The sequence below is a fragment of the Escherichia sp. MOD1-EC7003 genome (genome assembly GCF_002965065.1).
In the GTDB taxonomy this organism is placed as follows: domain Bacteria; phylum Pseudomonadota; class Gammaproteobacteria; order Enterobacterales; family Enterobacteriaceae; genus Escherichia.
On the sequence record NZ_PTRE01000067.1, the window covers coordinates 21,186 to 37,145 of the forward strand.

Sequence of the window (15,960 nt, forward strand, 5' to 3'; positions counted from 1 at the left end):
CTGAGGCTGAAACGGTTAAGGGGAGATAATTTGCGGAAAGTGCAGATAATGAAAAAAATGCCGGATGACACGAAGGTCATTCGGCACCACATTTAGCTGTATGCCGGATAAAATTCATCCGGCATTACATCAGGAAACCAGCAGCTGGTTCATACGACGAATAAACAGGTTCGGATCTTCCAGCGTACCGCGTTCTGCCAGCAGCGCCTGATCCAGCAACAGTTCGACCCACTCGCGGAACATGGCTTCATCTTCAGTATCTGCCGCACGTTTCACCAGCACGTGATCTGGGTTCAGCTCGAAAATGTATTTCACTTCTGGCACTTTCTGGCCCGCCGCGGCGAACAGTTTCGCCATCTGGGTGCTCATTTCGTCCGCATCAGTAGAAACGATCGCTGGCGTATCGGTCAGACGGTGGGTCAGACGGACATCTTTCACGCGCTCGCCAAGCAGGGCTTTCACACGGTCGATGAACGGAGTCAGTGCTTTCTCCGCTTCTTTCGCGCTCTCATCAACTTCGTCAGCCAGTTTTTCCAGCGACTCATCAACTTTAGACACGGACTGGAACGGTTTACCATCGAACTCCGTCAGATAGTTCATCATCCACTCATCGATGCGGTCGGAAAGCAGCAGAACTTCGATGCCTTTCTTACGCAGCAGTTCCAGATGCGGGCTGCTCTTCGCTGCCGCGTAGCTGTCTGCGGTGATGTAGTAGATTTTCTCCTGCCCTTCTTTCATGCGGGAAACGTAGTCTTCCAGAGACACAGTCTGCGCAGAAGAATCGGTATGAGTAGAAGCAAAACGCAGCAGTTTGGCGATCGCTTCCTGGTTAGCGAAATCTTCTGCCGGACCTTCTTTCAGTACCAGGCCAAACTGTTGCCAGAAGGTCTGGTATTTTTCTGCATCGTCTTTCGCCAGTTTTTCCAGCATTTGCAGCACGCGTTTGGTCAGCGCATTGCGCAGGTTACGCGTTATCGTGCTGTCCTGGAGGATCTCACGGGAAACGTTCAGCGGCAGATCGCTGGAGTCAATCAGGCCACGCACGAAGCGCAGATAGTTCGGCATGAACTGTTCTGCGTCGTCCATGATGAACACACGCTGGACGTACAGTTTCAGGCCGTGCTTATGATCGCGGTTCCACATATCCCACGGTGCCTGCGACGGAATGTACAGCAGGCTGGTGTACTCCTGCTTACCTTCAACGCGGTTGTGGCTCCAGGTCAGCGGATCGTTAAAGTCGTGGGCGATGTGTTTGTAGAACTCTTTGTACTCTTCATCGGTGATTTCCGACTTGTTACGGGTCCACAGCGCCTGCGCTTTGTTGATTTTCTCCCAGGAAATAACGGTTTCGCCGTCTTTCTCCTCGCGTTTTTCGATCTCTACCGGCAGCGCAATATGGTCGGAGTATTTGCTGATGATGGAACGGACGCGCCAGTCATCGAGGAACTCGTCTTCGCCTTCACGCAGATGCAGGGTGATTTCAGTACCACGATCTTCTTTGGTGATGTCGGCAACGGTGTATTCACCTTCGCCCGCCGACTCCCAGAAGACGCCGTTTTCTGGTTTTTCGCCTGCCGCGCGAGTACGCACGGTTACTTTGTCGGCCACAATAAACGCAGAGTAGAAACCAACACCGAACTGACCGATCAGCTGGCTGTCTTTTGCCTGGTCAGAACCCAGAGATTCAAGGAATGATTTGGTGCCAGATTTAGCGATAGTCCCCAGATGGTCAATCACTTCGTCGCGGGTCATCCCTACGCCGTTATCGGAAATAGTCAGCGTGCGCTTGTCTTTATCGAAAGAGACACGAACGCGTAGTTCGCCATCACCTTCGTACAGGTCCGGGTTAGAGAGCGCGCGGAAACGCAGCTTGTCTGCCGCATCGGAGGCGTTAGAGATGAGCTCACGCAGGAAGATTTCTTTATTGGAATAGAGAGAATGGATCATCAGGTGCAGAAGCTGTTTCACTTCTGACTGAAAACCACGAGTTTCTTGTCCTTTCATGTAGGTCTACCTCAATAATGCCATTTTAAGGTTAAAAACAGGATGAGGGAGAGATGGGGACAAGGGGGAATAATTTCAAGCGAGAGCAGGTGATTCTGCTCTCGTTTGCTTAAAAACGAATCTTATGACGCCCGGCAAGGGAGTGCGACAGCGTGGTGCCATCGACCATTTCCAGCTCACCGCCAACCGGTACGCCATGAGCGATACGGCTGGCTTCCACGTCATATTGGGCGCAAAGCTCGGCAATGTAGTTAGCGGTGGCTTCACCTTCAACCGTTGGGTTGGTGGCGAGGATCACTTCGGTGATTTTTTCCTCTGCCAGACGCTGTTCCAGGCGATCAAGACCGATATCATCCGGACCGATGCCGTCCAGCGGTGACAGGTGCCCCATCAACACAAAATAACGACCTGAAAACTGCCCGGTCTGCTCAATGGCGTAGATATCCGCCGGACTCTCCACCACGCAGATTTGGCCGTTTTCCTGACGACGCGGATTCGAACAGATGTTACAGACTTCCTGTTCGGTAAAGGTGCGGCAATCGGCGCAGTGGCCAATTTCCGACATCGCCCGGGTGAGCGCCTGTGCCAGACGCATCCCGCCGCTACGATCGCGCTGAAGCAGCGTGAACGCCATACGCTGCGCCGACTTCGGGCCAACACCCGGCAGACAGCGCAGTGCTTCCATAAGCTGTGTTAACAGCGGGCTGGTTTGCATCAGAACGGCATCTTAAAGCCTGGCGGCAGCTGCATTCCGGAGGATACAGAGGCCATCTTTTCTTTCTGCGTTTCTTCAATACGACGAGCTGCGTCGTTGAATGCTGCAGCCACCAGGTCTTCCAGCATCTCTTTGTCGTCTTCCAGCAGGCTCGGGTCGATCTCTACGCGACGGCAGTTGTGAGCGCCATTGATGGTCACTTTTACCAGACCTGCGCCAGATTCGCCGGTGACTTCCAGCTGCGCGATCTCTTCCTGCATTTTCTGCATTTTTTCTTGCATCTGCTGGGCTTGCTTCATCAGGTTACCCAGACCGCCTTTACCAAACATAGGTTTCTCTCTCAATCACGTTAAGGATGACGAACGTAAGCTGTGCTTACGCTCAAATGGGGCGGATACTTTCTTCATCCAGCTCCGCATCGAAGAATCGACGCAGGGTCTGAATATTATTATCCGCAATAATGGACTCGCGCGCATGCGCAAGTTTTTCTTCGTATATCGCCTGACGCCACTCCAGCGGCGTACGCACCGCAGGATTATCATCTTCAACGATAGTCAGTTCAACCGTTGAACCTTTTAACGTGCTCAACGCTTCAGCCAGTTTTTGCTGTGCGCCGCGGTTGTTCAAATGCCGCTGAGAGGAGCGCAAATGCAGACATACTGCGTTGTCGCTCTCCTCTTTCCAGGCATTTAACGCCACCTGTTCGATCAGTTTTGGCAGCGAAAGTTGGCTTACCTGTGCTGCCCACGGGTCGCGTTCAATGGCTTCTGCCGCCAGCTTCGCCGCCAGTTCCGGCGTTTTTTCATGTTCCAGCGCTTTTTTCAGCGCCTTCGGCGTGGCGACCACTTCTTTTTGCTGCATCACTGGAGTGGTAGCCTTCCAGCGATATGCTTCTTTTTTGGCTGGCGCTTTTTCCTGCGCCGATGGTGCCGGACGCGCCTGAACGCGATCGGTGACCGAAGCCAGTCTTTCCAGCGCAGCGTTATTCACCGGCCGCGCGCGGGTAGCGGCTGCCGGTTCACTCTTTTTTGCTTTGGTTGCTCCCTGTGCGCGCTGCAACTGCTGGCGCGCCGCCAGCACCTGGCTGGTGGTTTCTGAGAGCGGTACAGTCGGTGCCTGCTGCGGCGCTGATTTCGGTTGCGGCGGCACCTGGGTTGGCGTCATTACTGCCGTTGGCGCGACGGGCGCAAAGGACTGGCGTGGTACTTCTGGCTCAGGCAGCGGCATACGCGGATGGAACGCCAGCGCGCGCAGCAGCGTCATTTCAACGCCCATGCGGCGGTCCGGCGCATACGGTAATTCTTTGCGACCAATCAACAGCGTTTGATAGTAAAGCTGAATATCTGTTGGCGGTATGGTGCGCGCCAGTTCACGCATCCGCAGCTCAATGGCGGCCATGTCGTTGCCCAGCGCAGCTGGTGAAAGTTGTACCATCGCAATACGATGCAACAGGCCGAGCATTTCCACCAGCAACGCTTCCCACTCGATGCCTCGGGCAGCGGCTTCATTGATCAGCGACATTACGCGCTCGCCGTTGGCCCCGACCATCGCTTCAACCAGCGACAGCGCCTGATCGTCGTCAAGCGTCCCCAACATCGCACTGACGGCCTGGGTTGAAACCTGGCCGTCACCGCTGGCAATCGCCTGGTCGGTCAAACTTAAGGCATCTCGCAGGCTGCCTTCAGCGGCACGCGCCAGCAATTGCAGCGCCCGCGGCTCGTGAGCGATATGTTCTTCGCTGAGGATGTGCTCAAGCTGATGGCGAATTTGCTCGACATCCAGCGCCTTGAGATGGAATTGCAGACAGCGCGACAAAATCGTCACCGGCAATTTCTGCGGATCGGTCGTTGCCAACAAGAACTTGACGTGCTCCGGCGGCTCTTCAAGGGTTTTTAACAGTGCGTTAAAGCTGTGACGCGACAGCATATGCACTTCGTCGATCAGATAAACTTTGAAACGACCGCGCGCTGGCGCGTACTGGACGTTATCCAGCAGGTCGCGGGTATCTTCAACTTTGGTGCGCGAGGCGGCGTCGATTTCAATCAGATCGACAAAGCGCCCCTGCTCGATTTCACGACAATTATCGCACACGCCACACGGCGTCGCGGTAATGCCGGTTTCGCAGTTTAGCCCCTTCGCCAGCAGTCGGGCGATAGAGGTCTTTCCGACGCCACGGGTGCCGGAAAAAAGATAAGCATGATGAATACGCCCTAACGACAAGCCATTCGCCAGTGCGGTCAGCACATGTTCCTGGCCGACGACGTCAGCAAAGGTTTGTGGGCGCCATTTTCGGGCTAAGACCTGATAACTCATTGGCAGGCTCTGAAACGCTGGAAGGTGGATTCACGAAGGGGTAATGCTAACACAGCCCCGTCAGAACGGCGAGGCTGAATGCACATCTTGTGCTGTCCGTAGCGTGGGCAGCACAAGACTGGCGATAATTAATGGCCCGGGAACGGGACAAGGCTGTAGCTGGTAATGCCCTGTTTTTCGAGACGCTGTTCGCCGCCGAGATCGAACAGGTTGATAATGAACGCAGCGTCAGCCACTTCACCACCCAGACGACGGATCAGTTTAACGGTCGCTTCGATAGTGCCGCCGGTTGCCAGCAGATCGTCCACCACCAGAACTTTGTCGCCCGGTTGAATGGCATCAACGTGGATTTCCAGCTGATCGGTGCCGTATTCCAGATCGTAAGTTTCACTGATGGTTTCACGCGGCAGTTTGCCCGGTTTACGGACTGGTACAAAGCCAACGCCCAGCCCCAGAGCTACCGGAGCGCCAAACAAGAAGCCACGCGCTTCGGTGCCGACAACTTTGCTAATGCCCGCATTTTTGTAACGCTCAACCAGCAAGTCGATGCTGAGAGCGTAAGCTTTCGGGTCTTCCAGTAAGCTGGTGACATCGCGGAACAGAATGCCGGGTTTTGGGTAGTCCTGAATGCTTTTGATGCTATTTTTGAGATACTCAAGCTGCTGTGCAGTCGCGGTCATAAGTGTATGCCTGCTTGTTACGGTGGTACTCACGGCGCGTTTTAAACGTATCAAAAGTAACTGTTGTTTAACCTTCGACCGCCTGCGCCTGTGCTCGAAAACGCCAGAATGTACTGGCTGTACGCAATAATTGCAACTGCGATTGTTGTGCTTCAGTGCTTTTCTTGCTTTTCATCAATCACCGGAATTTGCCACATATAGAATAGCAAACAGGCAAGAATAACCAGCAACATGATGCGTACCCATAGCATCTGGACGAACCACAGAGAAATCGCAAACGTGAGCAAAATAAGCAAAATCGCCCGTGGTTTTACGCCACGCGGCATCGCATGATGTTTCTGCCAGAAACGTAGGTAGCTGCCAAACCATGAGCGGTAGAGCAACCAGGCGTGAAAGCGCGGAGAAGAACGGGCAAAGCACCAGGCCGCAAGCAGGATAAACGGCGTCGTCGGTAATATCGGTAATACCACGCCCAGCGTACCCAGCACTACCGCCAGCCAGCCAATGATGATTAAAATGATTCGTTGCATATTGAGTGTTGTCAGCTTACAGAGTGGCTACTTTAGCATAACAATTATCATTTTCATTGAGGTCTTATCGTGAAAACCGCCCTGCTACTGGAAAAACTGGAAGGACAGCTCACCACGCTACGTCAGCGTTGTGCCCCGGTAGCGCAATTTGCCACGCTAAGTGCCCGTTTTGACAGGCACCTTTTCCAGACCCGAGCGACAACACTACAGGTTTGTCTCGATGAGGCGGGCGATAACCTGGCTGCGCTTCGTCATGCGGTTGAGCTGCAACAGCTGCCGCAAGTGGTCTGGCTGGCAGAACATCTGGCGGCACAACTGGAAGCCATCGCGCGTGAAGCCGACGCCTGGTCATTGCGCGAGTGGGACAGTGCGCCACCGAAAATTGCCCGCTGGCAACGTAAACGTATTCAGCATCAGGATTTTGAGCGGAGACTTCGTGAGATGGTTGCCGAACGTAGAGCCCGCCTGGCGCGGGTGACCGATCTCGTGGAACAGCAAATGCTGCATCGTGAAGTAGACGCTTATGAAGCGCGCCTGGCACGCTGCCGCCATGCGCTGGAAAAAATCGAAAACAAGTTAGCGCGTTTAACCCGCTAACTATGGAGAAAGTATGTCACTGCAAAATGCCCCTGACGATGTAAAACTGGCTGTCGATTTGATTGTGCTGCTGGAAGAAAATCAGATCCCAGCCCGCACCGTGCTGCGCGCCCTGGACATTGTAAAACGCGATTATGAAAAGAAATTAATGCGCGATGATGAGGCGCAAAGCGAAAAATAAAAGGGGACGCTAAATGCCTCCTCAGATTGCTGGCAAACGCAAAACAGCCTGATGAGTTACGCTTATCAGGCCTACACCGCTCCTGCAATATATTGAATTCTTGCGGTTTCGTAGGCCGGATAAGGAGGTCACGCCGCATCCGGCATGAACAAGCGCACGTTGTCAGCAATCTCGGGGGCAACTAAATATCGCCCCCTTCCGTTATTACCCTACCGCTGGTGTCGGGTCATCGCCTTTGTAGTCGCGTTTGACTTCCGTCACCTCATCGCCCTTCGCGTTGTGCAGGTGCACTTCAAGCTGGTTAAAGGCAATGTTGATGTCGTTTTCACGGCATAACTGATCGATAGTACGGTTCAGCTCATCGACTGTACGGCTACGGTCACGCAGTTCACGCACATACAGACGCAGCTCATGATCCAACGTGCTGGCACCAAACGCCGTGAAGAAGACTTCCGGCATTGGTTCGTGCATCACCCTTGGGTGCTCCGTCGCCGCCTTCAGCAACACTTTACGCACTTTTTCCAGATCGGAGCCATAGGCGACGCCCAGACGTATCACCAGACGCGTGGTGGTGTCGGTTAACGACCAGTTGATCAGACGTTCGGTAACAAACGCTTTGTTCGGGATGATCACTTCTTTGCGATCGAAATCGGTAATCGTTGTCGCACGAATACGGATCTTACTTACCGTCCCCGAGAAGCTACCAATGGTTACCGTATCGCCAATACGCACCGGACGCTCGAATAGAATGATCAAACCGGAAACGAAGTTACCGAAGATCTCTTGTAAACCAAAACCAAGACCTACGGATAGTGCTGCCGCCAGCCACTGGAGTTTATCCCACGAGACGCCCAGCGATCCGAACACCGTCATCGCACCAACGGCAATAATGATGTAGTTAAGGATGGTAGTAATGGCATACGACGCGCCCTGGCGCATGTTCAGGCGCGAGAGCACCAACACTTCCAGCAAACCTGGCAGGTTGCGAATCAACGCCCAGGCCACCATTGAGGCGATAATCGCAAACAGCAGGCTGCCCATGGTGACGTTTTTCACCACCGCAGCGCCGGCTTCAGTGCCGTTGTAATGCCAGAGCGTGATACTGTCGAGATAGCTGAACACGGTGATCAAATCGGACCAAATTGCCCAGAACATGACACCGAACAGCGCAAACATCAGTAACATGGTAATACGCAGAGTTTGCTGGTTAACCTGCTCCAGTGCAATGGTGGGCTCTTCCGGCGGTTCGGCACCTTCTGCGCCCTCTTTCACCAGATTCTGCCGACGCGCCAGCGCACGACGCCAGGCGATACGCCGCGCCGCTACACTTAAGCCGCGCAATACCGTCTGGTACAGCAGGTTCCAGATGATCACGAGATAAACGGTTTCAATCCAACGCCCGGAGAGGCGCAGCGTGGTGTAGAAATACCCCGTGGCGGTCAGCACCATCAACGCAATCGGGATAATCGACAGCACGGTAATGGTGACCAATCGCATGGTGTGCGACTCTTTATCATGCCAGCTTTCGCGGCACATTGGCCATACCAGAAAGGCAATCAGCAGCAAGTTGAAGAAAATCATCGCCTGCCCCAGTACATCATCCATCAAATGCCGCGGGGAAAGTTCTGCCACCACAGACCAGAAATGGATTGGCAGCAACGCGAGACTGATGCGGACAATTTGCCGACGCCAGTGGCTGGTCTGCTGTTCCGGCATGCCGAAGTGACGCACGGCAACACCATTTTTCTCCAGTACCTTCCAGCACAGGCCAAACACCAGCCAGAAAATCGCCAGTTTTTTGCTGAACGACCACAGCAGTTCGCTGATGTTGAGCTGCATGGTCAACAGAATCAGACCAACTGCGAGAATAATCAGGCACACCGGCAGCGCGCGGATCAGGTCGATAAGAATTGCTTTTGGTGTGTTGAGCTGGCTGTCGTTACGCAGGGACCCCACAGCGGAAGCCAGTTTTTGTTGATATGCTTTCAACCAACCCAGACGCCAGTGGATCAGCCCGGCAATCAACAGCAGTGGCAAACCAGCGAGAAAAGCGATAAAAACGGCAGGCCAGGCTTTTTCCCAGTTCACCGTGATTTTCATCGACTTAAATTCATCTTTCAGGCTTTGTGGGAACGCTTTGATCCAGTCCCAGTCCATTGGACGGTTACTGTTCACCCAAAAGATTTGCTGAGTCAGGATGGATTTCAGGTTTTTCGACACACTCATTAACTGCTGTTGGTTAATTTGCAGGTTAATGGCCATCATCAGCTGGTTACCCAACTGTTTGTTAAGCTGATCCAGCAACTCGCGACGCATATCAACGATTTGCAATAACGAATCGTGAACTTCGCTGTTGACTTCGTTGGTGTGCCCCTCTTCCAGCTTGTTGACGAACGCATCGCTCTGGAAGAGAGCATCACGCTGCTGGTTGACTTCAAACTGTTCGAGACGCAAATCCGCAATGCGGTTGGTCATGTTTTCCAGTTCATCTGCCGAGGGCAGCGTTTGTTGCTGCTGGTAAAGGATACGAGACAACAGCAGGCTGCCCTTCAGGACGGCAATCTGCTCTTTAATATTGCGTTCCGATTGCAGCGCCCGCTCCAGCCAGTTTTTGACTTTGATGTTTTGCTGCATCAGCTGGTTACCGTTTTCAGTTGCGGTAATCAGACGCTGACTTAACTGCTGGTTAATTTCCAGTTCCTGCTTCACCAGCGGATTAGCCTGAATACGCGCAGCTTCATCCGGGGAGGCGGCTTCCTGCGCTGTTTTTTCGGTTAAGGTCAGGCGCTTGCTGTTTACCGCTTCTTGCAATAGTTGTAACTGGTGCTCCAGACGGGCACTGTTCGCCGTCACGTAATCACGCTGCTTTTGCAAGGTATCCTGTAAGACGGTGTTCCCTTCCAGGCTTTTACGCTGCTGGTCTATCTCAGCATTCAGCAAAACCTGTTGGGCCTGCATTAACACTTTCTGGCTGGGACGTAAGGCCGTATCGCCAACGTCTGTGCCATCCAGGCGGCTGCGAATTTGTTGCAGCTGCTGCGAAGCGTTATACATCGCATTTTGCACGCGTTCAGGCTGCGTCTGTAACGAAACCAGCTGGCTGTTATAAGACGCCAGATCGTTTTGTGCGTTTTGCAAATCGTCAAGCGCCTGAGCAACGCGAGTTTCCAGCTGGCGCAACGAAAGTGTACTCAAAATTTTGCGCGTTTCTTCGTCGTTATCAACATCGCTAAGTGCATTTAACGCCACGGTCGCCTGGCGCATTTTTTCGGGCGCTTCAGCCACTTTTTGCCGTAACTGAACCGTCTCTTCTTTTATGCGATCAATTTTATCGAGAGCGGCTAATGTGTCGGTCAGATCCTGCTGCACCAGTTTGTCCTGAGCAGAAAGATCTTTTTGTTTATTAAGCGAGTCAAGTTGCGCCTGCAGGTCAGCTTTTGTCGGCAGATCACCATTCGATGGCGCTCGCGCAAACGCCGCGTTTTGGCATAGCAAGACCAAAACAAAAACAATGAATGCTGAAGAAACAAAATGCCGTGATCGTTTGTAATACTGGAACATAGTCATGATGAATGAAGGTTTCTGAACCTGAAGAGCGACTTGAAAAAGTCAAACCGCAAGAATATCACGACGCAATGAACCAGAATAGCAACGGCGAAAATGTCCAGGAAAAATCCTGGGATCAGATTCAGGATTATTCGTTAGTGGCAGGATAACGAAGCGTAGGGCACAGGAGATACGTCTCCAGTAAGATGGCGACGTAATCGCGAGCTTCTTTTTTAAGATCAAAAGATTGCGGGGCAAAGAGCCAATTTTCCATCAGGCCGGAAATATAGCCACGCATAATAATTGCTGCGCGACGCGTCATTAAATCCGCAGGCAACATTTTGGCGTCAATACAATGTTTTAACGTTTGTTCTATACGGTCATAACTTTCCAGGCAGAGATTACGTTGTGCCTGTTGCACAACAGCCATTTCTCCGACAAATTCGCATTTGTGGAATATAATTTCCATCAATAATCGACGCCGCTCTTCTGTCACCGTGGTTTCAAGAACATGAATTAATATCTCTCTTAATACTGAGAGTGGATCACCAGGGAATTTTGCCTGATACTCAAGTTCGAGTTCACCAATATTGGATTCTGACAGTTCCCAGATCTCACTGAACAAATCCGACTTGTCTTTAAAATGCCAGTAGATTGCACCGCGCGTAACGCCAGCTGCTTTTGCAATCTTACCCAGCGAGGTGGATGATACCCCCTGCTGTGAGAAAAGACGTAGAGCCACATCGAGGATGTGTTGGCGCGTTTCCTGCGCTTCTTGTTTGGTTTTTCGTGCCATATGTTCGTGAATTTACAGGTGTTAGATTTACATACATTTGTGAATGTATGTACCATAGCACGACGATAATATAAACGCAGCAATGGGTTTATTAACTTCTGACCATTGACCAATTTGAAATCGGACACTCGAGGTTTACATATGAACAAAAACAGAGGGTTTACGCCTCTGGCGGTCGTTCTGATGCTCTCAGGCAGCTTAGCCCTAACAGGATGTGACGACAAACAGGCCCAACAAGGTGGCCAGCAGATGCCTGCCGTTGGCGTAGTAACAGTCAAAACTGAACCTCTGCAGATTACAACCGAGCTTCCGGGTCGCACCAGTGCCTACCGGATCGCTGAAGTTCGTCCTCAAGTTAGCGGGATTATCCTGAAGCGTAATTTCAAAGAAGGTAGCGACATCGAAGCAGGTGTCTCTCTCTATCAGATTGATCCTGCGACCTATCAGGCAACATACGACAGTGCGAAAGGTGATCTGGCGAAAGCCCAGGCTGCAGCCAATATTGCGCAATTGACGGTGAATCGTTATCAGAAACTGCTCGGTACTCAGTACATCAGTAAGCAAGAGTACGATCAGGCTCTGGCTGATGCGCAACAGGCGAATGCTGCGGTAACTGCGGCGAAAGCTGCCGTTGAAACGGCGCGGATCAATCTGGCTTACACGAAAGTCACTTCTCCGATTAGCGGTCGCATTGGTAAGTCGAACGTGACGGAAGGTGCACTGGTACAGAACGGCCAAGCAACTGCGCTGGCAACCGTGCAGCAACTTGATCCTATCTACGTTGATGTGACTCAGTCCAGCAATGACTTCCTGCGCCTGAAACAGGAACTGGCGAATGGCACGCTGGAACAAGAGAACGGCAAAGCCAAAGTGTCGCTGATCACCAGTGATGGCATTAAGTTCCCGCAGGACGGTACGCTGGAATTCTCTGACGTTACCGTTGATCAGAGCACCGGGTCTATCACCCTACGCGCTATCTTCCCGAACCCGGATCACACTCTGCTGCCGGGTATGTTCGTACGCGCACGTCTGGAAGAAGGGCTTAATCCAAACGCTATTTTAGTCCCGCAACAGGGCGTAACTCGTACGCCGCGTGGCGATGCCACCGTACTGGTGGTTGGCGCGGATGACAAAGTGGAAACCCGTCCGATCGTTGCAAGCCAGGCTATTGGCGATAAGTGGCTGGTGACAGAAGGTCTGAAAGCAGGCGAGCGCGTAGTAATAAGTGGGCTGCAGAAAGTGCGTCCTGGTGTCCAGGTAAAAGCACAAGAAGTTACCGCTGATACTAACCAGCAAGCCGCAAGCGGTACTCAGCCTGAACAGTCCAAGTCTTAACTTAAACAGGAGCCGTTAAGACATGCCTAATTTCTTTATCGATCGCCCGATTTTTGCGTGGGTGATCGCCATCATCATCATGTTGGCAGGGGGGCTGGCGATCCTCAAACTGCCGGTGGCGCAATATCCTACGATTGCACCGCCAGCAGTAACGATCTCTGCCTCCTACCCCGGCGCTGATGCGAAAACAGTGCAGGACACGGTGACACAGGTTATCGAACAGAATATGAACGGTATCGACAACCTGATGTATATGTCCTCTAACAGTGACTCTACGGGTAGCGTACAGATCACCCTGACCTTTGAGTCTGGTACTGATGCGGATATCGCGCAGGTTCAGGTGCAGAACAAACTGCAGTTGGCAATGCCACTGCTGCCGCAAGAAGTACAGCAGCAAGGGGTGAGCGTTGAGAAGTCTTCCAGCAGCTTCCTGATGGTTGTCGGCGTTATCAACACCGACGGCACCATGACACAGGAGGATATCTCCGACTACGTGGCGGCGAATATGAAAGACGCCATCAGCCGTACATCAGGCGTTGGTGACGTTCAGTTGTTTGGTTCCCAGTACGCGATGCGTATCTGGATGAATCCGAATCAGCTGAACAAATACCAGCTAACGCCGGTTGATGTCATTACCGCCATCAAAGCGCAGAACGCCCAGGTTGCTGCCGGTCAGCTCGGTGGTACACCACCGGTGAAAGGCCAACAGCTTAACGCCTCTATTATTGCTCAGACGCGTCTGACCTCTACTGAAGAGTTCGGCAAAATCTTGTTGAAAGTGAATCAGGATGGTTCCCGCGTTCTGCTGCGTGACGTAGCGAAAATTGAGCTGGGTGGTGAGAACTACGACATCATCGCAGAGTTTAACGACCAACCGGCTTCCGGTCTGGGGATCAAACTGGCGACCGGGGCGAACGCGCTGGATACCGCTGCGGCAATCCGTGCTGAACTGGCGAAGATGGAACCGTTCTTCCCGTCGGGTCTGAAAATTGTTTACCCGTACGACACCACGCCGTTCGTGAAAATCTCTATTCACGAAGTGGTTAAAACGCTGGTCGAAGCGATCATCCTCGTGTTCCTGGTTATGTATCTGTTCCTGCAGAACTTCCGCGCGACGTTGATTCCGACTATTGCCGTACCGGTGGTATTGCTTGGGACGTTTGCCGTCCTTGCTGCCTTTGGCTTCTCGATAAACACGCTAACAATGTTCGGGATGGTGCTCGCCATCGGCCTGTTGGTGGATGACGCCATCGTTGTGGTAGAAAACGTTGAGCGTGTGATGGCAGAAGAAGGTTTGCCGCCAAAAGAAGCCACCCGTAAGTCGATGGGGCAGATTCAGGGCGCTCTGGTCGGTATCGCGATGGTGCTATCGGCGGTATTCGTACCGATGGCCTTCTTTGGTGGTTCTACTGGTGCTATCTATCGTCAGTTCTCTATTACCATTGTTTCAGCAATGGCGCTGTCGGTACTGGTGGCGTTGATCCTGACTCCGGCGCTTTGTGCCACCATGCTGAAACCGATTGCCAAAGGCGATCACGGGGAAGGCAAAAAAGGCTTCTTCGGCTGGTTTAACCGCATGTTCGAAAAGAGCACGCACCACTACACCGACAGCGTAGGCGGCATTCTGCGCAGTACGGGGCGTTACCTGGTGCTATACCTGATCATCGTGGTCGGCATGGCCTATCTGTTCGTACGTCTGCCAAGCTCCTTCTTGCCAGATGAAGACCAGGGCGTATTTATGACCATGGTTCAGTTGCCAGCCGGTGCAACGCAGGAACGTACGCAGAAAGTGCTCAATGAGGTAACGAATTACTATCTGACCAAAGAAAAGAACAACGTTGAGTCGGTGTTCGCCGTTAACGGCTTCGGCTTTGCGGGGCGTGGTCAGAATACTGGTATTGCGTTCGTTTCCTTGAAGGACTGGGCCGATCGTCCGGGCGAAGAAAACAAAGTTGAAGCGATTACCATGCGTGCAACACGCGCATTCTCGCAAATCAAAGATGCGATGGTTTTCGCCTTTAACCTGCCAGCAATCGTGGAACTGGGTACCGCAACCGGCTTTGACTTTGAGTTGATTGACCAGGGTGGCCTTGGCCACGAAAAACTGACTCAGGCGCGTAACCAGCTGCTTGCAGAAGCAGCGAAGCACCCTGATATGTTGACCAGCGTACGTCCAAACGGTCTGGAAGATACCCCGCAGTTTAAGATTGATATCGACCAGGAAAAAGCGCAGGCGCTGGGTGTTTCTATCAACGACATTAACACCACTCTGGGCGCGGCATGGGGCGGCAGTTATGTGAACGACTTTATCGACCGCGGTCGTGTGAAGAAAGTTTATGTCATGTCAGAAGCGAAATACCGTATGCTGCCGGATGATATCGGCGACTGGTATGTTCGTGCTGCTGATGGTCAGATGGTGCCGTTCTCGGCGTTCTCCTCTTCTCGTTGGGAGTACGGTTCACCGCGTCTGGAACGTTACAATGGCCTGCCATCCATGGAGATCTTAGGTCAGGCGGCACCGGGTAAAAGTACCGGTGAAGCAATGGCGCTGATGGAACAACTGGCGAGCAAACTGCCTACCGGTGTTGGCTACGACTGGACGGGAATGTCCTATCAGGAACGACTCTCCGGTAACCAGGCACCTTCACTGTACGCGATTTCGTTGATTGTCGTGTTCCTGTGTCTGGCGGCGCTGTACGAGAGCTGGTCGATTCCGTTCTCCGTTATGCTGGTCGTTCCGCTGGGGGTTATCGGTGCGTTGCTGGCAGCCACCTTCCGTGGCCTGACCAATGACGTGTACTTCCAGGTAGGCCTGCTCACAACCATTGGGTTGTCGGCGAAGAACGCGATACTTATCGTCGAATTCGCTAAAGACTTGATGGATAAAGAAGGTAAAGGTCTGATTGAAGCGACGCTTGATGCGGTGCGGATGCGTTTACGTCCGATCCTGATGACTTCGCTGGCGTTTATCCTCGGCGTTATGCCACTGGTTATCAGTACGGGTGCTGGTTCCGGCGCGCAGAACGCAGTAGGTACTGGTGTAATGGGCGGGATGGTGACCGCAACGGTACTGGCAATCTTCTTCGTTCCGGTATTCTTTGTGGTGGTTCGCCGCCGCTTTAGCCGCAAGAATGAAGATATCGAGCACAGTCATACTGTCGATCATCATTGATACAACGTGTAATCACGAAGGCCGCGCAGCGCTGAGGAATCCCCATAAATCAGCGCTAATAAACCAACACCATATTCTGGTAGGTTTTGGC

The 15,960-nt window shown here is 52.7% G+C and carries 13 protein-coding genes and 1 other annotated feature; of the genes, 5 read left to right on the plus strand and 8 right to left on the minus strand.

Going from position 1 to position 15,960, the window contains the following annotated elements:
- Positions 1–129: 129 nt before the first annotated feature.
- From htpG to A7090_RS12675, 6 genes are all read right to left on the minus strand, one after another.
- Entirely contained in the window at positions 130–2,004 is a 1,875-nt protein-coding gene (gene htpG / locus A7090_RS12645; protein ID WP_105274284.1) for a molecular chaperone HtpG, read from the minus strand.
- Positions 2,005–2,113: 109 nt separating this feature from the next.
- Complete coding sequence (gene recR, locus A7090_RS12650) at positions 2,114–2,719, minus strand: recombination mediator RecR (RefSeq protein ID WP_001195025.1); 606 nt, start codon at positions 2,717–2,719, stop codon at positions 2,114–2,116.
- Positions 2,719–3,048 carry a YbaB/EbfC family nucleoid-associated protein gene (locus A7090_RS12655; RefSeq protein ID WP_000467098.1) on the minus strand — a complete coding sequence of 110 codons (330 nt, stop codon included), beginning with the start codon at positions 3,046–3,048 and terminating at the stop codon, positions 2,719–2,721. Before A7090_RS12655 ends, recR begins: the two co-directional genes overlap by 1 nt.
- Before the next feature lie 52 nt (positions 3,049–3,100).
- Complete coding sequence (dnaX, locus tag A7090_RS12660) at positions 3,101–5,032, minus strand: DNA polymerase III subunit gamma/tau (protein ID WP_105274285.1); 1,932 nt, start codon at positions 5,030–5,032, stop codon at positions 3,101–3,103.
- Positions 3,704–3,768, minus strand: a sequence feature (DnaX frameshifting element). Its footprint overlaps the gene before it by 65 nt.
- Positions 5,033–5,160: 128 nt before the next feature.
- On the minus strand, positions 5,161–5,712 hold the full coding sequence (gene apt, locus A7090_RS12665; protein WP_105274286.1) for an adenine phosphoribosyltransferase: 552 nt from the start codon (positions 5,710–5,712) through the stop codon (positions 5,161–5,163).
- Between the two features lie 152 nt (positions 5,713–5,864).
- A complete protein-coding gene (locus tag A7090_RS12675; protein WP_105274288.1) occupies positions 5,865–6,242 on the minus strand; it encodes a DUF454 family protein in 378 nt (125 codons plus the stop codon).
- 69 nt (positions 6,243–6,311) lie between these two features.
- On the opposite strand from A7090_RS12675, the gene priC reads away from it, so the two are divergent.
- Complete coding sequence (priC, locus tag A7090_RS12680; protein ID WP_105274289.1) at positions 6,312–6,839, plus strand: primosomal replication protein N''; 528 nt, start codon at positions 6,312–6,314, stop codon at positions 6,837–6,839.
- A 13-nt stretch (positions 6,840–6,852) separates the two neighbouring features.
- Complete coding sequence (gene rsmS, locus A7090_RS12685; protein WP_105274290.1) at positions 6,853–7,020, plus strand: pleiotropic regulatory protein RsmS; 168 nt, start codon at positions 6,853–6,855, stop codon at positions 7,018–7,020.
- A 204-nt stretch (positions 7,021–7,224) separates the two neighbouring features.
- Here rsmS and mscK read toward each other — a convergent pair whose 3' ends face one another.
- Positions 7,225–10,587, minus strand: coding sequence for a mechanosensitive channel MscK (mscK, locus tag A7090_RS12690; protein ID WP_105274291.1), 3,363 nt, complete (start codon positions 10,585–10,587; stop codon positions 7,225–7,227).
- A gap of 5 nt (positions 10,588–10,592) precedes the next feature.
- On the opposite strand from mscK, the gene A7090_RS25990 reads away from it, so the two are divergent.
- Positions 10,593–10,736 carry a hypothetical protein gene (locus tag A7090_RS25990; protein WP_157941463.1) on the plus strand — a complete coding sequence of 48 codons (144 nt, stop codon included), beginning with the start codon at positions 10,593–10,595 and terminating at the stop codon, positions 10,734–10,736.
- On the opposite strand, the gene acrR is transcribed toward A7090_RS25990, so the two are convergent.
- Positions 10,715–11,362, minus strand: a complete 648-nt coding sequence (acrR, locus tag A7090_RS12695) for a multidrug efflux transporter transcriptional repressor AcrR (RefSeq protein ID WP_105274292.1) — start codon at positions 11,360–11,362, stop codon at positions 10,715–10,717. The two genes, A7090_RS25990 and acrR, sit on opposite strands and share 22 nt — an antisense overlap.
- Positions 11,363–11,503: 141 nt before the next feature.
- Here acrR and acrA point away from each other — a divergent pair, with 141 nt between their 5' ends.
- Positions 11,504–12,697, plus strand: coding sequence for a multidrug efflux RND transporter periplasmic adaptor subunit AcrA (gene acrA / locus A7090_RS12700; protein WP_105274293.1), 1,194 nt, complete (start codon positions 11,504–11,506; stop codon positions 12,695–12,697).
- A gap of 22 nt (positions 12,698–12,719) precedes the next feature.
- On the plus strand, positions 12,720–15,869 hold the full coding sequence (gene acrB, locus A7090_RS12705; protein WP_105274294.1) for an efflux RND transporter permease AcrB: 3,150 nt from the start codon (positions 12,720–12,722) through the stop codon (positions 15,867–15,869).
- Positions 15,870–15,960: the final 91 nt, after the last annotated feature.